This window comes from Amycolatopsis sp. NPDC059021 (assembly GCF_042739895.1).
Taxonomy (GTDB): domain Bacteria; phylum Actinomycetota; class Actinomycetes; order Mycobacteriales; family Pseudonocardiaceae; genus Amycolatopsis.
In genome coordinates, this window is record NZ_JBHYIQ010000029.1 from 27,571 (window position 1) to 47,832 (window position 20,262).

Sequence of the window (20,262 nt, forward strand, 5' to 3'; positions counted from 1 at the left end):
CTTTTGGTCTCGGTCGGTGCGCGCCGGGTGGGGGGGGGGGGGGGGGCGCGGGGGGGGGGGGGGGGGGGGGGGGGCGGCCTTCCCCCCCCCCCCCCCCCCACGTTCGTGGAGAGAGCGCTTTCTCGCCCGGGTGCGGGCTCAGCGCCGCGAGCTGCGCCGTTCGATGAGCCGGGCTTTCAGTGTCACGGTGGCGGGCTCGCGGGTGCTGTCGCCGATCCGCGCCAGCAGGAGATCGGCCGCGACACGGCCGACGTCGTAGGCGGGCTGGGCGACGACGGTCAGCGGCGGGTCGATCAGCGTCGTCCACGGCGCGTCGTCGAACGACACGATCCCGATGTCCCGCCCCGGCCTCAGCCCGCGCTCGGCCAGCGCCTCCAGTACGCCGATGGTCATCGTGCTGTTCGCGACCAGCAGCGCGTCCGGCGGTGCCGGTGCGTCGAGCAGTTCCAGCGCGGCGAGGCGCGCGCCCTCCGCCCGGTACTCCGAGCGGCGGAACATCGCGGAGGGACCGCCGACGACGTCGACGTACCCGGCGAGCCGGTCGTCCGCGGTGCGGACCCCGGCGGGACCGGTGAGACAGCCGACGCGCCGGTAACCGTTGCCGAGCAGATGGCCGGTGGCCTCGCTCGCGGCGTGGCGGGTGTCGACGAGCACCTGGTCGCCGACGATCCCGGCGAGCGGACGGTCCACCGCGACGACGGGAGTCCCCTGTCGCCGCAGCCGGTCGACGTTGGTCGCGAGGCCGGTCGGGGACAGCACCACGCCCGCGACCCGTTCCTGTAGCGCGACGTCGATGTAGCGGCGTTCCTTGTCGGCGTTTTCGTCGGCGTTGCAGAGCACCACCGAATAGCCGGAGGTCTGGGCGAGGTCCTCGACACCCCGCGCGAGCGCGGTGAAGAACGGGTTCTCGACGTCGGAGATGATGAGCGCGAGGACGGCGGTCTCCTGGCGGCGCAGGTTCCTGGCTAGCCCGTTGGGGTGATAGCCGAGTTCGGCCGCGGCCTGCTGGACCCGTGCGGCGAGCACTGGGTCCACAGTGGACTTGCCATTGAGCGCCCTGGACACGGTTGCGGTCGACACCCCGGCCCTGGACGCGACGTCGGTGATGGTGGCCATCGCGACCTCCCTGCACTGATGGCTGCGCCTTGACACCTTCGCACACGGACGACAGCGCCACCGTCGTCGTTAACCCCGCGCTAACCACTGGTCGGGGCCAGGCCGGTGAGCTGACACGGCGTGACCGATGCGCGCCCGAAAGGGTGAATATGGGAGTTCTGGGGCCGAGTGGCTAACGCGCCGTCCACAGCGGACGAGAAGTAGACAGCGTACTCGACGGGAGTGCGCTCGAACGAGGGATGACCTCTCCATGCGCGTTCGCACCGTGGTCTCACCACCACCGTCGTCGCCGGGATCGCCGGGAGCGGCGCGGGTTCCGGGCGGGGCGGGCCGGGACAGATCGCTCGGCAACGTGGTGGTCGTCCTCGGCGTCGCGGCGGTCGCGATCGCACTGGCGTGGTACGTGATGCCCAAGACGGCGTCGCGGCCGTCGGCGCCGCCCCCGGAGCAGGCTCGCGCCGCGCCGGCCGTGGCGGCGAAGCCGGTCAGCCACGCTGTGGTCTACGAACTGACCGGTGGGCACGGGGCGCGCAACCTCACCTACGTCGGCGCGGGCACCGACCTCGTCCAGTCCGCCGAGGTGAGTACGCCGTGGTCGATGTCCTTCACCAGGACGGGGCCCGCCGACCAGACGGAGTTCTACAGCGTGTCGGCACAGAACGCCGGCACGGGAACGCTGCGCTGCCGGATCCTCGTCGACGGCGTCGTCGTCGCGGAGAAGACCGTCACCGGTGAAGACCGTCAACTGACCTGTACCGCTTAGCCGATCGCCGGGCGTGTTCGCGGAAGCGCCCGATAATGGGCGCTGTGATCACGTTCGGACCGGCACTGGTGGTGGTGCTGGCGGTGCTCGCGGGCGCCGGGGCGCTCGTGGTGCGTTACGGCGGGCTGGGGCGGGGACGGGCCGTGGTCGTCGCCGCGGTGCGCGCGGTCGTCCAGCTCGCCCTTGTTTCGCTGGTGATCACGGCGATCCTGCGCTCCGGCTGGCTGACCGGCCTGTTCGTCCTGCTGATGTTCGGGATCGCGGCGGTCACCTCGGCACGCCGGATCGGGGGATCGAGGGCCGCGAAAGTACTGCCGTGGGTGGCAGTCGCGATCGCGGCGGGGGTCGCCCCGGTGCTGGGGCTCGTGCTCGCGGCCGGGGTGGTGCCGTTCCGGCCGATCGCCGTCGTGCCGATCGCCGGGATCGTGATCGGCGGGGCGATGACCGCGACGTCGCAGGCGTCGCGGCGCGCGCTGGACGAACTCAAGGCTCGGCATGGCGAGTACGAAGCGGCGCTCGCGCTCGGCTTCACCCCGCGTCCCGCCGCGCTGGAGATCTGCCGCCCGTCGGCGGGGCAGGCGCTCATCCCGGCGCTCGACCAGACCCGGACCGTCGGCCTCGTGACACTGCCCGGCGCGTATGTCGGCGTCCTGCTCGGCGGCGCCTCCCCGGTGCAGGCGGGCATGACCCAGGTCCTGGTGCTGATCGGGCTGGTCGCCGCCGAAGCCGTCTCGGTGCTCGTCGCGGTAGAACTCGTCGCCGCGGGGTACGTCTCCCGGCCTTAGCCGAGGTGCGTGATGTCGTTGAAGCCGCGCACGATCCACGTGTCGCCCAGGACGACCAGCCGGGAGATCGAGCCGTTGTCGGCGCCGAGGAACGCGAACCGCTCGCTCGCACCCGCGGCCTGCGCGAACACCTCGCCGATGACTCCGCCGTGGGTGAACACCGCGACGCGCTGATCCGGATGCGCGGCGGCGAGCCTGCCGATCGCGGCGCGGACCCGCGCTCCGAAGGCCTCGTCGGATTCGGCGCCGGGGATGATGTCCCAGCGCTGTTCGTTCCAGAGCCGCTCGGCGATCGGATGTCCCTCGGAGGTGTTCTTGCGGAACAGCCCGCCCTCCCATTCGCCGAGGTTGATCTCCCGCAGGTCCGGTTCGACCCGCGGGGTGAGGCCGAGCTTCGCGGCGAGCGGCGCGGCGGTTTCCGCGGTCCGCCGCAGCGGCGTCACGTAGAGCGCGTCGATCCGCTCGCCCGCCAGCCGTTCGCCGACACGTTCGGCGTGCTCCCTGCCCTCGGGCGCGAGGGCGGGATCGGCCTGGCCGTCGAGCAGCGGCGGCGGCGAGCTCACCCGCACCGGCGCCGATTCGCCGTGCCGCACCAGGAAGATGTCGGCCGCGCCGGGCGGCGGCGTGAAGCGATGCTGGCGGTATTCGATCTCCTGCTCGGGCGTACTCATGCCGCCGAACATACAGTGCCGTTAGTTACTAATCCGACCACAGTCACGGCGGAAACGGGTATCTACGAGCAGGCCGGTTGCGGCCCGTATCCGCCTACTTCTGGTCGGATTAGTAACAGTGGCGGGGAACCGCGATGCCTAGCCGAGTTGCTTGTCCACGAAGCACCAGCGCCACGTCTCGCCGGGCTCGACGCTGCGCATCACCGGGTGGAGGGTGTCGTGGAAATGCCGGGAGGCGTGCCGCTTCGGCGACGAGTCGCAGCAGGCGACGTGCCCGCATTTGAGGCACATCCGCAGGTGCACCCAGGTGCTGCCCTCGGCGACGCACTCCGCGCAGGAGTCGGTGGTCTCCGGCCGGTGATCCGGCCAGTCGTGCGCCAGATGCTTGCAGGAGCCCGCCGTCGCGGCCGGGGTCCGCAGTTCGCGGCCTTCCATCGGCGGTTCCTCCTCGTCCGCGTCGAGCATCGATTCCTCGATGTCGAGCCGTTCCAGCACCCGCCGCAACACGTCGTCGTCGGCGGTCCCGGCGGCGCGCGCCTTCAGGAACACCTCGCGCTCCGCTTCGAGCAGCTGGATCCGCAGCCGACGGTAGGCGTCGCTCGGCGTTTCCGCGAGCGCGCTCTGGCGCCCCAGCTGTTCCCACGCGGCGTCCGAACGGGCCTGGAGCCGGTCGCGGATGCGCTCGACGACGTCGTCCGGATCTTCGGGCCGCCGGATTTCCTCCAGTTTCGCCAGTGCCGCGCGGGTCATGTCGTTGAGGACGGCGGCCTCCTGCAACGCGTCCTCGGCGGGGTCGGGCGCGGGCAGCCGGAGCCTGCGGATCAGCGCGGGCAGCGTCGTGCCCTGGAGTGCGAGGGTCCCGGCCACCACCACGAACGCGGCGAGCACCAGCACGGGACGTTGCGGGGTGTCCTGCGGCAGCACGAAGGCGGCGGCGAGCGTGACCACGCCCCGCATCCCGGCCCAGGCGAGCACGGCGGAGTACCGCCACGGCCAGACCTTCTTCTTCGTCCCGATCACGCGGCGGAACAGGCCGATCCCGGCCAGCCACAGCACTCGCGTGAGGACCGTCGCCGCGAGCACCGCGGCACAGATCCCGGCCAGCGCGGGGATGCCGATGCCGGTGTCCGCGACCTCGGCGAGGATGCGCCGCAGCTGCAGGCCGATCAGCAGGAACACCATGTTCTCCAGCAGGAACTGGATGGTGTGCCAGTTGAGCCTGCTGGCCAGCCGCGAGGATCCGGACAGCATGGTGGGCGCCTTGTACCCGAGGATCAGCCCGGCGATCACCACCGCGAGCACCCCGGAACCGTGCACGGCCTCGGCGGGCAGGTAGGCGATGAACGGCAGCACGAACGACAACGCGGTGTCGAGCACCGGCTCGTCCAGCCTGGTCCGGACCCACGCGCCGGCGAACCCGACCACGAGCCCGGCCACCGCGCCGAAGACCGCGGCCCGCAGGAAGTCGCCGCCGACCTGCCACAGGCTCACCGACCCGGCGATGGCGGCGATCGCGGTCCGCAGGGCGACCAGCGCGGCGGCGTCGTTGAACAGGCTCTCGCCTTCGAGCAGCCGGACCAGCTTGCGCGGCATGCCTACCCGGCGCGCGACCGCGCTGGCCGCGACCGCGTCCGGCGGTGCGACCACGGCGCCGAGCGCGATCGCCGCGGCCAGCGGCAGGCCGGGGACGACCAGCCAGGCCACCAGGCCGACCCCGAACGTGGTGAACACGACCAGCCCGACCGACAGCAGCGCGATCGGCCCCCGGTTGCGGCGGAAGTCGATCAGCGACACCTGGATCGCCGACGAGTACAGCAGCGGCGGCAGCAGCCCGAGCAGCACGACCTCGGGTTCGAGGTGGTACTCGGGAATGCCGGGGACGAACGAGACGGCCACCCCGAACGCGATCAGGCACAGCGGCGCCGGCCAGTCCAGCCGCCGCGCCACGGCGCTCACCACGAGCACCGCCACCACCAGGGCGACAATCTCTGCTGCGATCTCCACGCGGACATCATTCCCCGGGTGGTCTCCCGGGGCCCGCCGGGCTAGCTCACGGGATCGGCCAGCACCTCGGCGACCAGCTGAGTGTCCATGTATTCGGTGATGGCGCGGATGCGGCCACCGTCGACGCGGATGACGAAGCAGTACGTGTTGTCGTAGCGCTGTCCAGCCTTCGTGGTGACCCGGCCCTGGGTTTCGACCACGACCAGATCGCCCTCGGCGACGAACCGGCTCGCCGTGCTCGTGTGCCGTTCCGCGAACTGCCCGGCGAGGGGCCGCAGGAGGTCGCCGAGCACGGCGTCCTTCCCGGAGTAGGTGCCGGACCAGGCGTTGTGTCCGGGCACGGTCCACGTGACGTCGTCGGCGAGGGCCGCGAGCAGCGGTCGGGTGTTGCCCGCGGCCCACGCGTCGAAGACGTCGCGCAGCAGCCGCTTGTTTTCGGTGGCGTTCAAGAATTCCTCCCAGTGTCGCCGTCCATTCGACATGCTGGAGCGCGGTCCAGCACAAGTCTCGTTCTAGGCTGACCGGGTGGAGATCACCGTCGAAACCGCCGCGGGCGCCGTCCGCGGCAGGGAACGTCAGGGCATCCGGGTCTTTTTCGGCGTTCCGTACGGCGAACCGCCGGTGGGGGAGCTGCGGTTCCGCGCGCCGCGACGCCCGGCTCGCTGGACGGGTGTGCGGGACACGCTGAAGTTCGCCGCGCGGGCGCCGCAGCCCGCCATCACCGGAAAGGGCTTTCTCGGCGACGAGGACTGCTTGTACGTCAACGTCTACGCGCCCACGACGCCGGGACCGCATCCGGTGCTGGTGTGGATCCACGGCGGAGGCGGCGTCATGGGCGCACCACACCAGTTCGACGCGTCGGCGTTCGCGCGGCGGGACGTCGTGGTGGTGACCGTCGGGTACCGGCTGGGCGTGCTCGGCATGCTGCGGCTGCCCGGGGTCACCGACGGCAATCTGTCGCTGCGGGACCAGGTCACGGCGCTGGAATGGGTGCGGGACAACGTCGCGGCGTTCGGCGGCGATCCCGGCCAGGTCACGCTTGCCGGGCAGTCCAACGGCGGGCGCACGGTCGGGACGCTGCTGGCGGTACCGGCGGCGCGGGTGCTGTTCCGGCGGGCGATCGTGCAGAGCGGCACCGGGGTCGGCTCGGTGGTGCATACCCCGGCGGAGGCGGACCGGGTCGCCGAGGCCGTGCTGGCCGAACTCGGCGTCGGCCCGGAACAGCTGGCGACCTTGCCCGCGACGCGGATTCTCGAGGCACAGCAACGGGTTGCGGCCGCCTCGGGCACGCTGGTGACCTACCGGGTGGTCGTCGACGGCGACGTCCTGCCGGAGCGGCCGGGCGACGCGGTGGCGGCCGGCGCCGCCCGCGACGTCGAGATCCTGACCGGGACCACGGCCGACGAGTACGACCTGTTCGCATGGCTCGCGACGGGGAGCGCGAACCCGCTGGGTACCGGGTCGACGATGCTGGAGGCGGCCGCGATCGAGAAGGCGACGGCGGCGTATCGGGAGGTGCTGCCGGACTGGTCCGAGGACCAGGTTCGCAACCGCGCGCTCACCGCGGGTGACTGGTGGCTGCCCGCGATCCGGCTCGCCGAGGCACAGCACGGCGCAGGGGGAGCGGCGTGGATGTACCGGCTCGACTGGCGGATCGCCCCGCGCGGCAAGGGTTTCGGCGCTCCGCACGGGCTCGACCTGCCGCTGGTGTTCGACGACATCGGCAATGTGAACTGGCGTTTTCTCTTCGCCACGGCCAAACCGTCCCGCGAACGGCTGCAGGCGATCGCGACGACGATGTTCGAGGCCTGGGTCCGGTTCGTCACCACCGGCGATCCCGGGTGGGCGCGCTACACGCCCGCGGACCGCGTCACGATGCTCTTCGACGACGTCAGCGCCCCGGTGCCCGACCCCGATCGCGAGCAACGCCTGCTCTGGGACTCGCTCTGACGTTCCGTGAAGGCCCCCTTGCCAGCGCTGAGCGCTGTGAAGGAGGCCTTCACGGATCTTCGACGGCCTACCGCGCGGGGACGGTTTGCGTGCCGGTGTTCCAGCCGGAGACGCGGACCGACGGCGCCGAGCCGCCGAGGTCGGCCGTCCGGTAGGTCGCCGTCAGCGTCGTCGATTCACCCGGCCACAGGCTGACCGCGTTGTCGTTCCACTGGATCGGCAGCACCGGCTTTCCGCCGGCGTTCACGATGTGACTGTCCACATAGAACGCCGGGAGCTTGCCGCCCGTGGTGTTCTTCAGCGTCACCGTCGTGGTCGTGGTGCCGTCGGGGTTGTCGGCCGACTTCGCTGTCGTGCTCACCGTGGCCTGGCCGAGCTTGTTCAGGCCGGAAAGGTCGGCGTAGCTCGTCGTCGGCGTGTAGTACCAGTCGGTCTTCGACCAGTCCAGCGTGTCGGCCTTGGTGGACAGCCAGTACACGTTGCGGCTGACCTCCTTGCCCGAGCCGTCGGTGAGCACCAGCTTCGCCAAGTACGTTGTGGACAGTCCGCTCACCGAGGGGATTGTCAGCGCGGTGGCCTTGGCGCCGTCCCCGCCGACGGAGAGCCCGGTCTTGGTCTGGGCGAACTTCTCCGTGCCGTCGAGGTTGAACAGCTGGACCTTGGCGGTGAGGCCGTTCGCCGCGGCGGGCGTCGAGTTCACCACGACGACCGACTTCGAGTCGTACGAGTACTGGATGTGCAGCGGCTCGTTGGCCTTCTTCGCGCCGTAGTACGCGCCGTTCTGGTCGAGATAGGCGTCGAAGAGCTGCCAGTGCAACGAAGTCCACGGGCTGTTGAGCATCCAGTAGATCAGCCCGGTCGACGGGTTCGAGCTGTCGGAGTAGTTCCGCGCGTGCGACTCGAACTCCGCCCGTACGTTCTCGTACTGCGCCAGCTGGGCCTTGCGGACGTAGTCGCCGAGGTTCGCCGGAGCGCCGTACCGGCCGGAAAGCGCGTCACCGAACAGTTTCAGGTTCGCGAACGTCGACGAGGAGGAACGGTGGTACTGCGCCGCGGACGGGTTCTTCCACAGTGTGTCCAGTTCCCCGGCGGTCATCATCCGCTTGAGCGTGTCCATCGTCGGGATGTCCGGGCCCGCGCTTGTCTCGGAGTTGAAGCTCCACGCGCCTCCCGCGTCCGAATGCGCCTTGTCGTACCAGTAGTTCGGCGGGATCCAGTCGTACGGCCCGTTCATCTTCATCCCGGACTTGCCCAGCTGCGGCGACGAATTCGTCTTCGCCGACGGGACCACCGGCAGCTGCCAGTCCGCCGCCTTGAGCGCGTCGAGGTAGTTCTTCTCGATCGTGGCGTCCGGCGCGAAGTCGCTGCCGATGTGGAAGGAGACGACGCTCGGGTGGTTCCGCAGCCGCTCGGCCTCCCCGGTCATCGACGCCTTGGCGACCGGGTAGTCCGCCGCCGTCCACTTGTCACCGGGCTCGCTGCCGTTGACCTGGCCTTCCCATTTGTCGCAGCATTCCCAGCCCGGCATGGTCATGATGCCCATGGCGTCGGCGAGGTCGAAGAACTCGTCCGGCTCGATGTGCCCCTCCAGCCGCACGGTGTTGAGCCCGAGATCCTTGACGTATTTGAGCTTGTCGGCCACGTGCCGCACGTCCCAGCGCAGGAACAGGTCCGGCGACCAGCCGCCGCCGCGGATGAGCAGCGGACGCCCGTTGACCGAGTACTGGCGCCCGCCACTGGAATTCAGCGGCGCCTTGACGTCGCGGATTCCGAACCGCGAGTGCGCGGTGTCCGAAGTGGACCCGGCGACGCTCGCGGTCAGGTCCAGGTCGTGGAGCGGCTGGCCGCCCATCCCGGCGGGCCACCACACGTCCGGGTCGTCGATCCCGATCACCGGGAAGGTGACGGTCTTCTTCTCCTTGGCCGCCAAGGAAACCGTCTGGCTGATCGGACGCCCGGCGACCGTCCCGGAGACGGTGGCCTGCACCGCGCTCGCCGAGTCGTTGCGGACGTCGGCCTTCACGGTGAGGTCGGCGTGCTTCAGGCCGGGGAGCGCGAGATTCGTGACGACGTGCCCGCCGCGCAGCGCGACCGGCCCGCCGCGGCGGACCAGGACGTCGCGCACGATCCCCATGTTCTGGTCCGGCGGGGTCTGCGCCCAGTCGATCCAGCCCATCGAGAGATCCTTGTTCGGATCGTTGGGGTAGACCTTGAACGCGACGCTGTTGACGCCGGTGTGCACCTGGGCGGTGATGTCCAGGTCGTGCCGCGTGTAGGCGCCGTTGACCTGGTCCTTCGTCGCGACCTTCGTGCCGTTGACCCAGACGTCCGCTTTGGACAGTACGCCGCTGAAGTCCAGGTAGGTGCGCGAGGACGTGTCGTCGAGCGTGAGATCGGTGCGGTACCACCACGGAACGGCGAAGTCGGACTTCGGCACGTTCTTCATGTTCGTCGAGTAGAACGGATCGGGGTACTTGCCGTTGCGCAGCAAGCCCGCGAAGACCGTGCTGCGGGAGTCGACCGGGTACCAGCCCGCGGTCGGGAAGCCGGGCTTCGAGACCGCCGCGTCGTCACCGACCTGCGCGGAGGTCTGGATGAGATAACCGGGGAGCGGCGTCGCGGTCCCGGCCGCCGCGCCGACGGACACCGCGGTGCGCGCGGGTTCCTGGCCGGTCGCCGCCGGGACGGTCGCACCGCCCACCGCGACGGCGAGTGTCGTCACGGCCAGCAGCCGTAGCGGGATCCGGAGTCTTGCATGCCGATGGCTCACGAGCGCGCCTCCTCATTGGGCACACGGCGGCGGGTGATCGGGAAGGACGGGTCGGACACCGATCGTTAGTAAAGAGCCCTAACAATCGAGGGTGATGGTAGCCGCCCGGGGCACCCGGGGAACAGCCCCAGTTGTCACGTTTCGTCCGAATGCTGCTTCAGGCGAGCGAGTCGAGGTACAGCCACTGCCCGCCCTCGCGGACGAACCGGCTGTTCTCGTGCAGGACACCGCGCTGCCCGTCGTGCCGGTAGTGCGCGCGGAACTCGACCGTGCCTTCGGCCTGCAGGAGGCCGCCGCCGGTGTGCCCGAGGATCTCCAGCCGGATCCACCGCTGAGCGGGATCGAGGTCCAGGTTCGCGGGCCGGGCCGAGGGATGCCAGGTCCGCAGCAGGTAGCCGGCGTCCCCGACGGCGAACGCGCTGTACCGCGAGCGCATCAGCAGTTCGGCGGTCGGGGCGGTCTGCTCGCCCCGGTGGTAGCGGCCGCAGCAGGCGTCGTACGGCTCACCGAGGCCGCAGGGGCACGGAGTTTCGGGCACGCCGGGATTGTGTCAGGTGCCCGGCGACGCGGTTCACGGCGGCGGGAACTGGGCGGCGGTGGCCGCCACTTCGTCGAGCGTCCGCGCGGGCGGCTGCCCGCTCGTCGCGGTGGCGCCGGCGATGACGACGACCGCACCGTCCACTCGCGACTGTCGGTGCGCACCGGTGTGCACGCCGCCGGGCAGCGGCTCGACATCGCCGGAGAGGGTCTCGAGTTCGGCTGCCTGGGCGGGTTGGGGCAGTTCTATCCAGGCGACGGTGACCACGATCGTGGCGCCCGCGCCGTCCCCGGTGGTGAGCAGCATCCGTGACATCGAGACGCAGGGATGGCGGAGCAGGAACTGCCGGATCTGGCCGGAGGTGCGGGGCACGCAGGTGGGTTCGCGGCCGCTGCCGACCTTCGTGACGGTCGTGAGTCCCAGAAAGCGCAAGGCTTCCTCGTGGTTCCCGGCGTGCGCGGCCGCCTCGGACGACGTCCTGCCGCCGCCCCCGGCGCCGCCGCCCGCGTCCGGTTGTGCCGCCGTGCCACCCCCGGCCGTGCTGCTCGCGGCCATCGCGGCGCCCAGTGCCATGGCGGCCATGGCCGCCGCCCCGCCGGTCTTCTTGGGGGTGATGGGGTGGAGTTTCCCGTCCGGGCCGAGGAAGAATTCAGGATCCGCCATGTCACTCTCCGTCCTCGACTGACCTCGTAGGGTTGATGATTCCTTTCGAGGCGGAGCAGTCAAACGTCCGTTCGGTACAAATCGCCCGAACGGCTCAGTGCTGTGATCGTTTCGCAACGCCCCGTGGATCTTCCCGTGCGTTCCGGCGCACGATCGCGGGAGAGGCGCAGACGGACAGCTAGCCGCCGGCCGCGACGATTCCGGCCGCTTCCTGCGCTCCGCGGACGGCGAGCCGGTCGGCGCGTTCGTTCTCGGGCAGCCCGGCGTGTCCCTTGACCCAGCGCCATTCCACCTCGTGCGGCGCGGCGGCCGCGTCGAGCCGCTGCCAGAGGTCGGCGTTCTTCACCGGTTGCCGCGCCTGGGTGAGCCAGCCATTGCCCTTCCAGCGGGACATCCACTGCGTGACGCCGTTGCGGACGTACGTGCTGTCGGTGAAGACCCGGACCACCGAAGGCCGCTTGAGGCTTTCCAGCGCGCGGATGGGCGCCATGAGCTCCATCCGGTTGTTCGTCGTGGTGCCGGCTTCGGCGCCGTAGAGATCCTTCTCGTGCTTGCCGTAGCGCAGCACGGCGCCCCAGCCGCCCGGTCCGGGATTGCCGCTGCACGCGCCGTCGGTGTAGATCTCGACGACGGTCTCACTCTCCGTCACCCGGCGACCTTACTCAACGGAGGGATGGGTCAGAATGCCCGGGTGAAGTGGGAGCGCGGAATCCACCACCTCGACGCTGTGGCGCGTACGTGCGCGGAACTCGTCGATTCGCCGATGGCGCGGTACTCGCTGTCGGTCACCCAGCTGTGGGCGCTCGGGGGCGTCCTCGAGGCGCCGCGCGAACTCGACCACGTCACCGTGGTGCTGGTCGTCGACCTGCCGGTCGACGACGTTCCCTGGCTGGCCAGACCGCGGGGCGCCGATCACTGGGAGCAGCTGACCAGGGTCGCGAAGATCCCGGTCAGCCCGTTGTGGCGATCGGCGCGCGCCCCGGTCTGGAACCACTTCATCGACCGGCCCGCGTTGGTGTGGGACGCGAAAACGGGGATCGCCGAGGACACGCTCGCCGCGTTGCGCGCGGGCCGTGGCCACGACGTCCGCCTTCCCGCGCCGTCGCCGGAGGAACTGCGTACTCGGCTCGACGACGAACTCGCGGTGAGTCTGCGTGCGCTGCGCGAGCGCACTCGCGAGTACGACGACCGCCGGTGGAAGCCCGGCAAGCTCACCGGGATTTCCGACGCGCTGTGGGAAGCGAGCAACGGCTATCTCGACCTGCTCGATGCCAGGGGTGCGTGAACTCGCTCAGCGCGAAAGGCCGCGCTGAGCGTCGCGTCTCGGACCGGCGGGCATCATGAGTTCGACCTCGACACCCTTGTCCGTATTCCTGGTGACCGCCTCGCAGGTGACCTCCAGCCCGCGGTCGAGCAGAGCCTTCACACGGTCGTGGTAGCGCATGGACATCGCGTAGGTGAGCTGCCCGACGCGCTGGCCGTCGAGACGCACCTCGATCGCCGGCTCGCCCCGGTACTTGCCGGTCCTGATCGTGCAGAACCCGAGTTGCGCGGTGACCGTCCGGAACTCCTGGCCGCGCCGCGGCGCGAACTTCAGCAGGACGTCCTGGTGGTCCTGCTCTTTCGTGACCGTGCAGAACCAGTCGTTGCGCAGCAGCACCGTGCGGTCGTGCGATTCGGCGACGACCGGATCGCCGGGACCGGCGGCCCGCAGTTCCCAAGGCCGCGCGAGATGCAGATAGATTCCGTAGAACTTCGTGCCACCGCCCGCGATCCGTGCCGCGCAGGTGCCGAAAGCGCCCCGCCGGCGCAGTTCGAGCAGTTCCGGCTGATACTCCGCGGCCAGCTCGCGGGGCAGATAGCCGACGGTCAGTTTCCGTTGCCCGCACACGACGTCGACGCGCACCGCGTTGGCGTCCGCCTTGTTGCCCGGCTCGGGGACGAGGACCGCGGTGGCCGGGATGTGGTCGTCGAGTTCGTTCCCGGCGGCCCGGCCGTGCGCGGCGAGCCGCAACGCCTCCTGATAGCGGGATTCACCGACTACTCGGATCCTGCCGTTTTCCGGCAACGCGACAAGCCTTGCGGCGAAAGAGGAACCGGCGCTCATCGGCGCGGGCTCCGCGCTGATCCGGCCGACCGGCGGCGGCGCGAACGGCGGATTCACCGGCGCCCCGGGAAGCGTGTTCCTCCTGAACAACGACCACATTCGTGACCTCCCCTGCACTGTTTCCCCGTGCGTCCCCAGCAGTCGCGCCCGGCTCGGCGAGCGTTACGTGCACGCCGTGGGCCAGGCCGGATCGGAATGCGGAGGTGACGTGACCGCATCGTGGGACGCGGAATACCGGGTGCGGCGGGGTGTTTGCATGGTGGTCCACGCGGACCTGAAAGGGGCAGGCGATGAGCGCGAGTGTGCGATCCGGGGAATTCGTCCAGCGGTGGCGGGACTGGCGGGAGCAGCGGGAGCGGGACCTCGCGGATCCCTACGGCTGGCTGGCGCTGGTCTCCCTGGACTGGCTCGAGGACAACCCCCGGGAGTACCCGGGACTGCCCGGCCGATGGTGGCAGGACAAGGACGCCGCGTATCTCGACCCGCAGGGTGCCGAGTTCTCCCACGAGGACGAGCCGGTGACAGGCGTGCGGCGGTTCGAGCTGGTGAACAGCGGCGCCGGCACGCGGGTGCGCACGGGCGACGTCGAGGTCGAGATCGCCCGCCGCACCGGCTACCTGATCCGCGTCCACGACCCGAAGGCGCCGGTGCTGCGGGACTTCCGGGGCGTTCCCGCCTACGAGCCCGACCCGTCCTGGGTGCTCACGGGCCGCTTCGAACCGTTCGACGAGCCGCGTCCGACCACCGTGGGAGCCGTGGTCGAGGGCCTCAGCCACGTCTACACGGCACCCGGCCTGGTGCGGTTCACCCATGACGGCACCGAATACACGCTGACCGCGTTCAACGGCCATGACGGCGGGCTGAGCATCCTGTTCACCGACGCCACGAGCGGCGTCACCACCTACGGGGCGAACCGGTCACTGGCCGTGGACACCCCCGCGGAGGACGGCTCCGTCGTCCTCGATTTCACTCGCGCCCGCAACCTGCCCTGCGCGTTCACCGACTTCGCGACGTGCCCGCTGCCGCCGGAAGGGAACCGGCTGCCGTTCGCGGTCGAGGCGGGGGAGAAGCTGCCCTACGAGCGCCAAGGCTGAGCCGATTTTCGCCGAGCTGGAGCAGGAATACACGCGCACCACAGACAGTGAACAGCGGTACGCGTACACCGCGCCCGCGTTCGCCTTCGTGTGCGAGCTGAGCTACGACGACTCAGGACTGGTGGTGTCGTACCCCGGCATCGCGACCCGTGTCCTCTGACGTCGTCTGACTCGGTGGGCGCACTCGACGTGGTGCGGTCGCGGGGCTAGGTTGCGGGCATGCCCAGTGATTTCGCACTGAAGACCATGAACGCCGTCCACCGCGGCCTGTTGAAGATCTCGGGCGGGCGCGCCGGCTGGCGTGTCGCGAACATGCCGGTGCTGGAGCTGACCACCATCGGCCGTAAGTCCGGCCAGCCCCGGTCCGTGATGCTCACGTCCCCGCTGCGCGACGGCGACGCAATCGTGGTCGTGGCCTCGCGCGGCGGGGACGACCACCATCCCGCGTGGTTCCTCAACCTCCGCGACAATCCCGAAGTGGAGGTCGCCCTGCAGGGTGAATCGCGGCGGCCGATGCGCGCCAGGGTGGCGACACCGGAGGAGCGGCAGCGGCTGTGGCCGAAGATCACCGCCGACTACCGGAACTACGCGAACTACCAGACGAAGACCGATCGCGAGATCCCGCTCGTCCTGCTCGAACCGGCGGCGAAGTAGGCCACGGCGTCACGGCGGCGGGAATTCGTCGGCGACGTCGGCGATGTCGTGGAGCAGCTGCTCCCCGGGGTGCCCGCCGATCGGCGTGGCCTCCGCGTTGACGACGAGCGCGCCCTTCTGGTGCGAGTCGTAGTACCGGCCGGTGAAGTGGATTTCGGCGAGCCCGAGCGCCGCGCCGCCGAGCGGCGTGATGTTGCCCGTGCCCTGGGTGTCGACGAGGCTCTTGAACCTGCTCGCGTCCTTTGTGGACGCCATCCGCACCCAGGCGATCGAGACCGCGATGCTGGCGCCCTGACCGTCACCGAGGGCGAGAAGCATCCGGTCCAGCTTGCGGCACGGCGTGCGCAGGAAGAACTGCTGTGCCTGGCCGAACGACCGGGTCGCACAGCGCAGCTCCGTTTCTGCCGCCTTTTTGACGATCTTGAGCCCCATGCGCTGCCACGCGGCGTCCCGCTGTCCTTTGCGCGCGGCTTCCTTGCCGGATGACTTCCCCTCGGCCCCGGATCTGGCTCCGCGGATGGCCGACGTCGAGGCGCCGCCTCCGGTGATGCCGCTCGCGGCGCCCGCGACGACGATGCCGACCGTGGCCGCCGCTGTTATCGCGGTGCCTTTCTTGGTCCAGCGACCTTTCTTGTCGCGCGGCTGATCAGGTGGTGCAGGCATCCGTCCCTCCCCAAGTCCGGAAGGCCCGATATTTCCCGCCAGCCCCGGAGAACGCCAAGGGCTTTCGCCCCACCACCCCACAATCGGGCCCTGCCGCTCCGAGAGCGACAGGCCACCTGGGGTGAAGAGATCAGTCGGCCGCGAGCGCGAACTCCGGCTCTGCCGCTGGGGCCTCGCTACGCCGGCGCCGGATGACACCGGACACCGCGACCAGCAGGCCGAGCACCGCGATGCCGGTGACGACGCTGAGCGCCGGGGTCAGGCCGGTGAGCAGGGCCGAGGCCGAGGCGTCGGCGCCGCCGTTGGCGGTGAGGACCGCGGTGACCACCGCGAGCCCGATCGCGCCGCCGACCTGCAGCGAGGTGTTCAGCAGACCGCCGGCGAGCCCCTGTTCGTCGTCGGAGATCCCGGCCGTCGCCTGGATGTTCAGCGACGAGAACGCCAGCGTGAAGCCGATGCCCAGCAGGATCATGCTCGGCAGCACCGAACCCGCGTAGCCGGAGTGCTCGTCGACGCGGAGGAACAGCACGTACGCGATGACGTGGGCGACGACACCGGCGAAGATCGTGATCGGCGTGCCGACCCGGTCGATCAGCGGCTCGATCCTCGGCGAGCCGAAGGCCACGATCAGCGCCGCGGGCAGGAAGCCGAGCGCGGTCTGCAGCGCCGACCAGCCCATCACCGACTGCAGGTAGAGCATCACGACGAACTGGAACCCGATGTAGGCACCGAAGAACAGCGCGGCGCCGATGTTCGCCCTGGCCAGCGGGCCGGAGCGGAAGATGCCCAGCCGCAGCAGCGGGTGCTTGCTGCGCTTCTCGATGAGGACGAACGTGACGAGCAGCGCGGCCGCGACGGCGAAGGAGATCAACGTACGCGGTGCGGCCCAGCCGACCTCGGGAGCCTCGACCACCGAGAAGACCAGCAGCAGGGAGCCCAGGGCGCCGGTGATGGCACCGGGGAAGTCGTAGCCCGCACCCGAGGAGTCCCGCTCGTAGCTCGGGATCAGCTTGATCGCGGAGACGAGCGCGATGAGCGCGATCGGCACCGGGAGCAGGAACGTCCAGCGCCAGCCGACCTCGGTCAGCAGCCCGGAGAAGACGAGACCGGCCGAGTAACCGCTGGCACCGAACACCGCGAAGATGCTGATCGCCCGGTTGCGCGCGGGGCCTTCCTTGAACGTCGTGGTGATGATGGACAGCGCGGCCGGCGCGGTGAAGGCCGCGGCCAGCCCCTTGATGAAGCGGCTCGCGATCAGCAGCGCGCCGTTGTCGACCACGCCGCCGAGCAGCGAGGCGAGCGCGAAGACCGCGACGGCCACCAGGAAGACCTTGCGCCTGCCGAGCAGGTCGGCGGTGCGCCCGCCGAGGAGCAGCAGCCCGCCGTAGCCGAGCACGTAACCGCTGACGACCCATTGCAGAGCGCTGGTGGAAAGGCCGAGGTCGGCCCGGATCGAGGGCAGTGCGACGCCGACCATGGAGACGTCGAGCGCGTCGAGACCGACGACCGTGGAGACAGTGAGCAGGACACCCCAGAGACGTGCGTCCCACCGCGTTGAAGAGGTGGACAAGTGCGCGGAAGAACTCATGATCGGGACACTACATGCACGCGCATCTAATGACAACACATTTAATGTGTTTGCATCACATTCACCTGCATGCTATCTTCGCGACGTGAGCGATGTCGCTGAACGAGGCTTGGTGCAGCAGTGGCACGGGCTGCTGGCCCGCCACGCCGCCGTGTGCAATGCCCTCGAGGTCGCGCTGCAGGATCGTCATGGCATCGGGGTCAGCGAGTTCGAAGCGCTCGAGCGCCTCGCCACCTGCGACCACAAGTGCCGCTCCGCGGATCTGACCGAGGCCGTGCACCTCAGCCAGAGCGCGACGTCCCGGCTCGTGGCCCGGCTGGAGCGTGAAGGCCTCGTCGAGCGCGCCCTGTGCGAGATGGACCGGCGGGGGATCTTCGTGACCCTCACCGAGGCGGGGCGGCGGCGCTACCGCGAGGCCAAGCCTACGCACCGCGCGGTGCTCCAGGAGACCATCGGCGACGGCGAGTGCGTCGTCTGTACCCCGGCCGACGCCTGACCCGGTGAGCGGCGCGGAACGCTCGTCCGAGCGGGTGGGCGCTTCGGCCCGCGAGGTTCTCGATCTCATCGGCGCACGCGGTTCGGTCGCCCAGATTTGCGTGCTGCACAAGGGAAATGTTGTCCTCGACCACGCCTTCGGCTGCGCCGCGGACACGTCTTTCCTGCTCTTCTCCGCCGGCAAGCCGCTGGTCGCCATGCTCGTCCACCTGCTCGCCGAGCGGGGACGGCTCGCACTCGACGATCCGATTGCGCGGTACTGGCCCGAATTCGGGCAGCGCGGCAAGGACGCCATCACGATCCGGCAGGTGCTGCAACACCGGTCGGGCGTGCCGTACGCCCGCAGCCTCTACGGGGACGCGCTCGTCGCGACGAACTGGCGACGCTCGGTCCAGGCTCTCGAGCGTGCGCGCCCGACGTGGCGACCGGGGGAGGCGCCCGCTTATCACGTGCTGAGCTACGGGTTCCTGCTCGGCGAGCTGATCCGGCGTGTCACCGGTACCGAAGTACGCGAGGTGATGCGCTCGGAACTGCTGGAGCCGCTCGGGCTGTCCGACACCCACCTCGGCACGCCGCCTTCCTTGTGGGCACAGCACATTCCGGTGGCCTCGCATGGCTTCGACGGGAGACTGCGCGGCCTGGTGTTCAATCGCCGGTCCGTCCGCGAGGCCGTCATTCCCGCCGCGACGGTGTCCAGTACCGCCCGTGATCTGGCTCGCTTCTACCAGCTGCTGCTCTCCGGCGGTGAACTCGACGGCGTCCGCGTTTTCGCTGCGGCCACCGTTGCGGAGGCTCGGCAACCGTCCAGCGACGGCGAGGTCGACCGGGTGCTGCGCCTGCCCATCCGGTGGTCTCAAGCCTTTCAGCTCGGCGGCCCCGACCCCGCACGTCCCCGTCCGATGGGGCGCCACAGCGGGTGGAACACGTTCGGCCACAATGGTTCCCATTGCTGCCTCGCCTGGGCCGACCCGGAGCGTCAGCTCGTGCTCGCCTATCTGACGAACCGGCTGCCGAGCGTCCGGGAAGGTTCGCGGCACCAGACGGAAGTCAGCGACGCGGTCCTCGCCGCCTTCGGCTGAGCGGCGTCCGGTGTGGATCGGTAGCATCGCGTCCGATGATCGACACTCGAATCCGGCCGGGTGAACCCGGCGATATCGACGGCGCCGCGGACGTGCTGGCCGCGGCGTTCGCGGACTACGCGTGGACCAGGCACACGATCGCGGCCGAGGACCATGGCCGTCGCTTGCGGGATTTGCAGCGGTTGTTCGTCGAACGCATCGGCCTTCCGCACGGCAGGGTGTGGGTGGCGGACGGGCAGGACGGGGTGATCGCCGCCGCGGTCTGGACCACACCGGAGTCGACCGGCGCCGGTGCGGCATTCGCCGAACTGGCGGAGCTGATGCCGGAACTGGCGGGTGACCGGGCCTTCGCTGCGGCGTCCGCCGAGAAAGCACTGGCCCCGTACCGGCCAGCCGAGCCGGTATGGTTCCTCGCCACCGTCGGTGTCCACCCGGCACATCAGGGCAAGGGACTGGGACGCGCGATCGTCGAACCCGGCCTCGCCGCCGCGGAATCCGCTGGTGTGGCGGCGTTCCTGGAGACCTCCGAGCCCGCGAACGTCGCGTTCTACCGCAAGCTCGGCTTCGAGGTGACCGCCGAAGTGGAGCTGCCGGACGGCGGTCCGACGACGTGGGCCTTCCGGCGCGAACCACACCGCTGACGAGACCGGCCTTCAGCTCGCGGCGGGCGCGGGCATCCCTCCGCGCCATACGCGTTGGACAGACAGCGTGTCGTCAATGGTGACGGTCGGATCGCCGGTGACCAGCGTGAGGTCGGCTCGGAGCCCTGGCGCGATCCGGCCACGGTCGTCAAGGCCGAACCGGCGAGCCGGAACCGAGGTCGCTGCCCGTAGCGCCTCCAGTGGCGTGAACCCGCCCGACACCAGGAACCGCAGTTCGCCGTGCAGGCTGGCGCCATGGGCCATTCCCGGCGCGCCGAGATGCGCCGCATCCGTGCCCGCGAGAACGTCGACGCCTGCTCGCCGCAGGGCTGCGAGCGCCTCGAGCGCGTAGCCGAAGTTTTCGGGCGGACTCGTTGCCATCACGCCGGACAGATTGTCGAGCCAAACCGGTGACAGCTTGGAGCGGACCCGCGGATCCTTGGCAAGCCCGGCGCCTGCGGGCTCGCCGGTGAGCGAGGCGATCACCGTCAGCGTAGGAATCACGAAGATACCGGCCGCGGCGATCTTCTCGATCAGCTCGCCGGTATGAGGCCGATCGAAGAAAAGATGAGTGAGCCCGGGGGGGCGGGCGGGGTGAACCTGGGCGGGCGGGTGGAGGGGGGGGGCGGGGGCGCGGGGGCGGGTGTGGCGGGGGGGGGCGGCGGGCACGGGGGCCGCGGC

The 20,262-nt window shown here is 70.3% G+C and carries 22 protein-coding genes; 10 read left to right on the plus strand and 12 right to left on the minus strand.

What is annotated here, in order from left to right:
• Nucleotides 1–138 precede the first annotated feature (138 nt).
• The gene (locus ACFWX1_RS19120) at nucleotides 139–1,116 is read right to left on the minus strand and encodes a LacI family DNA-binding transcriptional regulator (RefSeq protein ID WP_378388995.1); all 978 of its coding nucleotides are present in this window, start codon (nucleotides 1,114–1,116) and stop codon (nucleotides 139–141) included.
• Between the two features lie 250 nt (nucleotides 1,117–1,366).
• Between ACFWX1_RS19120 and ACFWX1_RS19125 the strand changes: the two genes are divergently transcribed.
• The gene (locus tag ACFWX1_RS19125; RefSeq protein WP_378388997.1) at nucleotides 1,367–1,879 is read left to right on the plus strand and encodes an MmpS family transport accessory protein; all 513 of its coding nucleotides are present in this window, start codon (nucleotides 1,367–1,369) and stop codon (nucleotides 1,877–1,879) included.
• A 35-nt stretch (nucleotides 1,880–1,914) separates the two neighbouring features.
• Nucleotides 1,915–2,664 carry an ABC transporter permease gene (locus ACFWX1_RS19130; protein WP_378388999.1) on the plus strand — a complete coding sequence of 250 codons (750 nt, stop codon included), beginning with the start codon at nucleotides 1,915–1,917 and terminating at the stop codon, nucleotides 2,662–2,664.
• On the opposite strand, the gene ACFWX1_RS19135 is transcribed toward ACFWX1_RS19130, so the two are convergent.
• From ACFWX1_RS19135 to ACFWX1_RS19145, 3 genes are all read right to left on the minus strand, one after another.
• Complete coding sequence (locus ACFWX1_RS19135; RefSeq protein ID WP_378389001.1) at nucleotides 2,661–3,335, minus strand: histidine phosphatase family protein; 675 nt, start codon at nucleotides 3,333–3,335, stop codon at nucleotides 2,661–2,663. The genes ACFWX1_RS19130 and ACFWX1_RS19135 overlap by 4 nt on opposite strands.
• 138 nt (nucleotides 3,336–3,473) lie before the next feature.
• On the minus strand, nucleotides 3,474–5,339 hold the full coding sequence (locus ACFWX1_RS19140; protein ID WP_378389003.1) for a Na+/H+ antiporter: 1,866 nt from the start codon (nucleotides 5,337–5,339) through the stop codon (nucleotides 3,474–3,476).
• Nucleotides 5,340–5,380: 41 nt separating this feature from the next.
• Nucleotides 5,381–5,788, minus strand: a complete 408-nt coding sequence (locus ACFWX1_RS19145; protein ID WP_378389005.1) for a nuclear transport factor 2 family protein — start codon at nucleotides 5,786–5,788, stop codon at nucleotides 5,381–5,383.
• Between the two features lie 76 nt (nucleotides 5,789–5,864).
• Here ACFWX1_RS19145 and ACFWX1_RS19150 point away from each other — a divergent pair, with 76 nt between their 5' ends.
• Nucleotides 5,865–7,289, plus strand: a complete 1,425-nt coding sequence (locus tag ACFWX1_RS19150; RefSeq protein ID WP_378389007.1) for a carboxylesterase/lipase family protein — start codon at nucleotides 5,865–5,867, stop codon at nucleotides 7,287–7,289.
• Between the two features lie 67 nt (nucleotides 7,290–7,356).
• Here the strand turns inward: ACFWX1_RS19150 and ACFWX1_RS19155 are convergent, their stop codons facing one another.
• From ACFWX1_RS19155 to rnhA, 4 genes are all read right to left on the minus strand, one after another.
• Complete coding sequence (locus tag ACFWX1_RS19155; RefSeq protein WP_378389009.1) at nucleotides 7,357–10,059, minus strand: sugar-binding domain-containing protein; 2,703 nt, start codon at nucleotides 10,057–10,059, stop codon at nucleotides 7,357–7,359.
• Nucleotides 10,060–10,216: 157 nt separating this feature from the next.
• Nucleotides 10,217–10,597 (minus strand): YchJ family protein, encoded by a 381-nt coding sequence (locus ACFWX1_RS19160; protein ID WP_378389011.1) that lies wholly within the window; start codon nucleotides 10,595–10,597, stop codon nucleotides 10,217–10,219.
• Between the two features lie 33 nt (nucleotides 10,598–10,630).
• Nucleotides 10,631–11,260, minus strand: a complete 630-nt coding sequence (locus ACFWX1_RS19165) for a hypothetical protein (RefSeq protein WP_378389013.1) — start codon at nucleotides 11,258–11,260, stop codon at nucleotides 10,631–10,633.
• Nucleotides 11,261–11,438: 178 nt separating this feature from the next.
• A complete protein-coding gene (gene rnhA, locus ACFWX1_RS19170) occupies nucleotides 11,439–11,909 on the minus strand; it encodes a ribonuclease HI (RefSeq protein ID WP_378389015.1) in 471 nt (156 codons plus the stop codon).
• 42 nt (nucleotides 11,910–11,951) lie between these two features.
• Between rnhA and ACFWX1_RS19175 the strand changes: the two genes are divergently transcribed.
• Nucleotides 11,952–12,545 carry a hypothetical protein gene (locus ACFWX1_RS19175; RefSeq protein WP_378389017.1) on the plus strand — a complete coding sequence of 198 codons (594 nt, stop codon included), beginning with the start codon at nucleotides 11,952–11,954 and terminating at the stop codon, nucleotides 12,543–12,545.
• A 6-nt stretch (nucleotides 12,546–12,551) separates the two neighbouring features.
• On the opposite strand, the gene ACFWX1_RS19180 is transcribed toward ACFWX1_RS19175, so the two are convergent.
• Nucleotides 12,552–13,424: an HIRAN domain-containing protein gene (locus tag ACFWX1_RS19180; RefSeq protein WP_378389019.1), complete on the minus strand. Its 873-nt coding sequence runs from the start codon at nucleotides 13,422–13,424 to the stop codon at nucleotides 12,552–12,554.
• A 233-nt stretch (nucleotides 13,425–13,657) separates the two neighbouring features.
• Here ACFWX1_RS19180 and ACFWX1_RS19185 point away from each other — a divergent pair, with 233 nt between their 5' ends.
• Genes ACFWX1_RS19185 through ACFWX1_RS19195 form a run of 3 tightly spaced genes read left to right on the plus strand, consistent with a single transcriptional unit; the run spans nucleotide 13,658 to nucleotide 15,115 of the window.
• Nucleotides 13,658–14,461: a DUF1684 domain-containing protein gene (locus tag ACFWX1_RS19185; RefSeq protein ID WP_378389021.1), complete on the plus strand. Its 804-nt coding sequence runs from the start codon at nucleotides 13,658–13,660 to the stop codon at nucleotides 14,459–14,461.
• A 16-nt stretch (nucleotides 14,462–14,477) separates the two neighbouring features.
• Nucleotides 14,478–14,621, plus strand: a complete 144-nt coding sequence (locus ACFWX1_RS19190) for a putative glycolipid-binding domain-containing protein (RefSeq protein WP_378389118.1) — start codon at nucleotides 14,478–14,480, stop codon at nucleotides 14,619–14,621.
• 59 nt (nucleotides 14,622–14,680) lie between these two features.
• Nucleotides 14,681–15,115, plus strand: a complete 435-nt coding sequence (locus ACFWX1_RS19195; protein WP_378389023.1) for a nitroreductase family deazaflavin-dependent oxidoreductase — start codon at nucleotides 14,681–14,683, stop codon at nucleotides 15,113–15,115.
• A 9-nt stretch (nucleotides 15,116–15,124) separates the two neighbouring features.
• On the opposite strand, the gene ACFWX1_RS19200 is transcribed toward ACFWX1_RS19195, so the two are convergent.
• The gene (locus ACFWX1_RS19200; protein WP_378389025.1) at nucleotides 15,125–15,778 is read right to left on the minus strand and encodes a hypothetical protein; all 654 of its coding nucleotides are present in this window, start codon (nucleotides 15,776–15,778) and stop codon (nucleotides 15,125–15,127) included.
• A 130-nt stretch (nucleotides 15,779–15,908) separates the two neighbouring features.
• A complete protein-coding gene (locus tag ACFWX1_RS19205; protein ID WP_378327066.1) occupies nucleotides 15,909–17,366 on the minus strand; it encodes an MFS transporter in 1,458 nt (485 codons plus the stop codon).
• Between the two features lie 85 nt (nucleotides 17,367–17,451).
• Here ACFWX1_RS19205 and ACFWX1_RS19210 point away from each other — a divergent pair, with 85 nt between their 5' ends.
• Genes ACFWX1_RS19210 through ACFWX1_RS19220 form a run of 3 tightly spaced genes read left to right on the plus strand, consistent with a single transcriptional unit; the run spans nucleotide 17,452 to nucleotide 19,581 of the window.
• Nucleotides 17,452–17,862, plus strand: coding sequence for a MarR family winged helix-turn-helix transcriptional regulator (locus tag ACFWX1_RS19210; RefSeq protein ID WP_378389027.1), 411 nt, complete (start codon nucleotides 17,452–17,454; stop codon nucleotides 17,860–17,862).
• A 4-nt stretch (nucleotides 17,863–17,866) separates the two neighbouring features.
• Nucleotides 17,867–18,940: a serine hydrolase domain-containing protein gene (locus tag ACFWX1_RS19215; RefSeq protein ID WP_378389029.1), complete on the plus strand. Its 1,074-nt coding sequence runs from the start codon at nucleotides 17,867–17,869 to the stop codon at nucleotides 18,938–18,940.
• Nucleotides 18,941–18,975: 35 nt separating this feature from the next.
• Nucleotides 18,976–19,581, plus strand: coding sequence for a GNAT family N-acetyltransferase (locus ACFWX1_RS19220; protein ID WP_378389031.1), 606 nt, complete (start codon nucleotides 18,976–18,978; stop codon nucleotides 19,579–19,581).
• Between the two features lie 12 nt (nucleotides 19,582–19,593).
• On the opposite strand, the gene ACFWX1_RS19225 is transcribed toward ACFWX1_RS19220, so the two are convergent.
• A partial coding sequence (locus ACFWX1_RS19225) for an amidohydrolase family protein (protein WP_378389033.1) occupies nucleotides 19,594–20,262 on the minus strand: 669 nt, incomplete at its 5' end.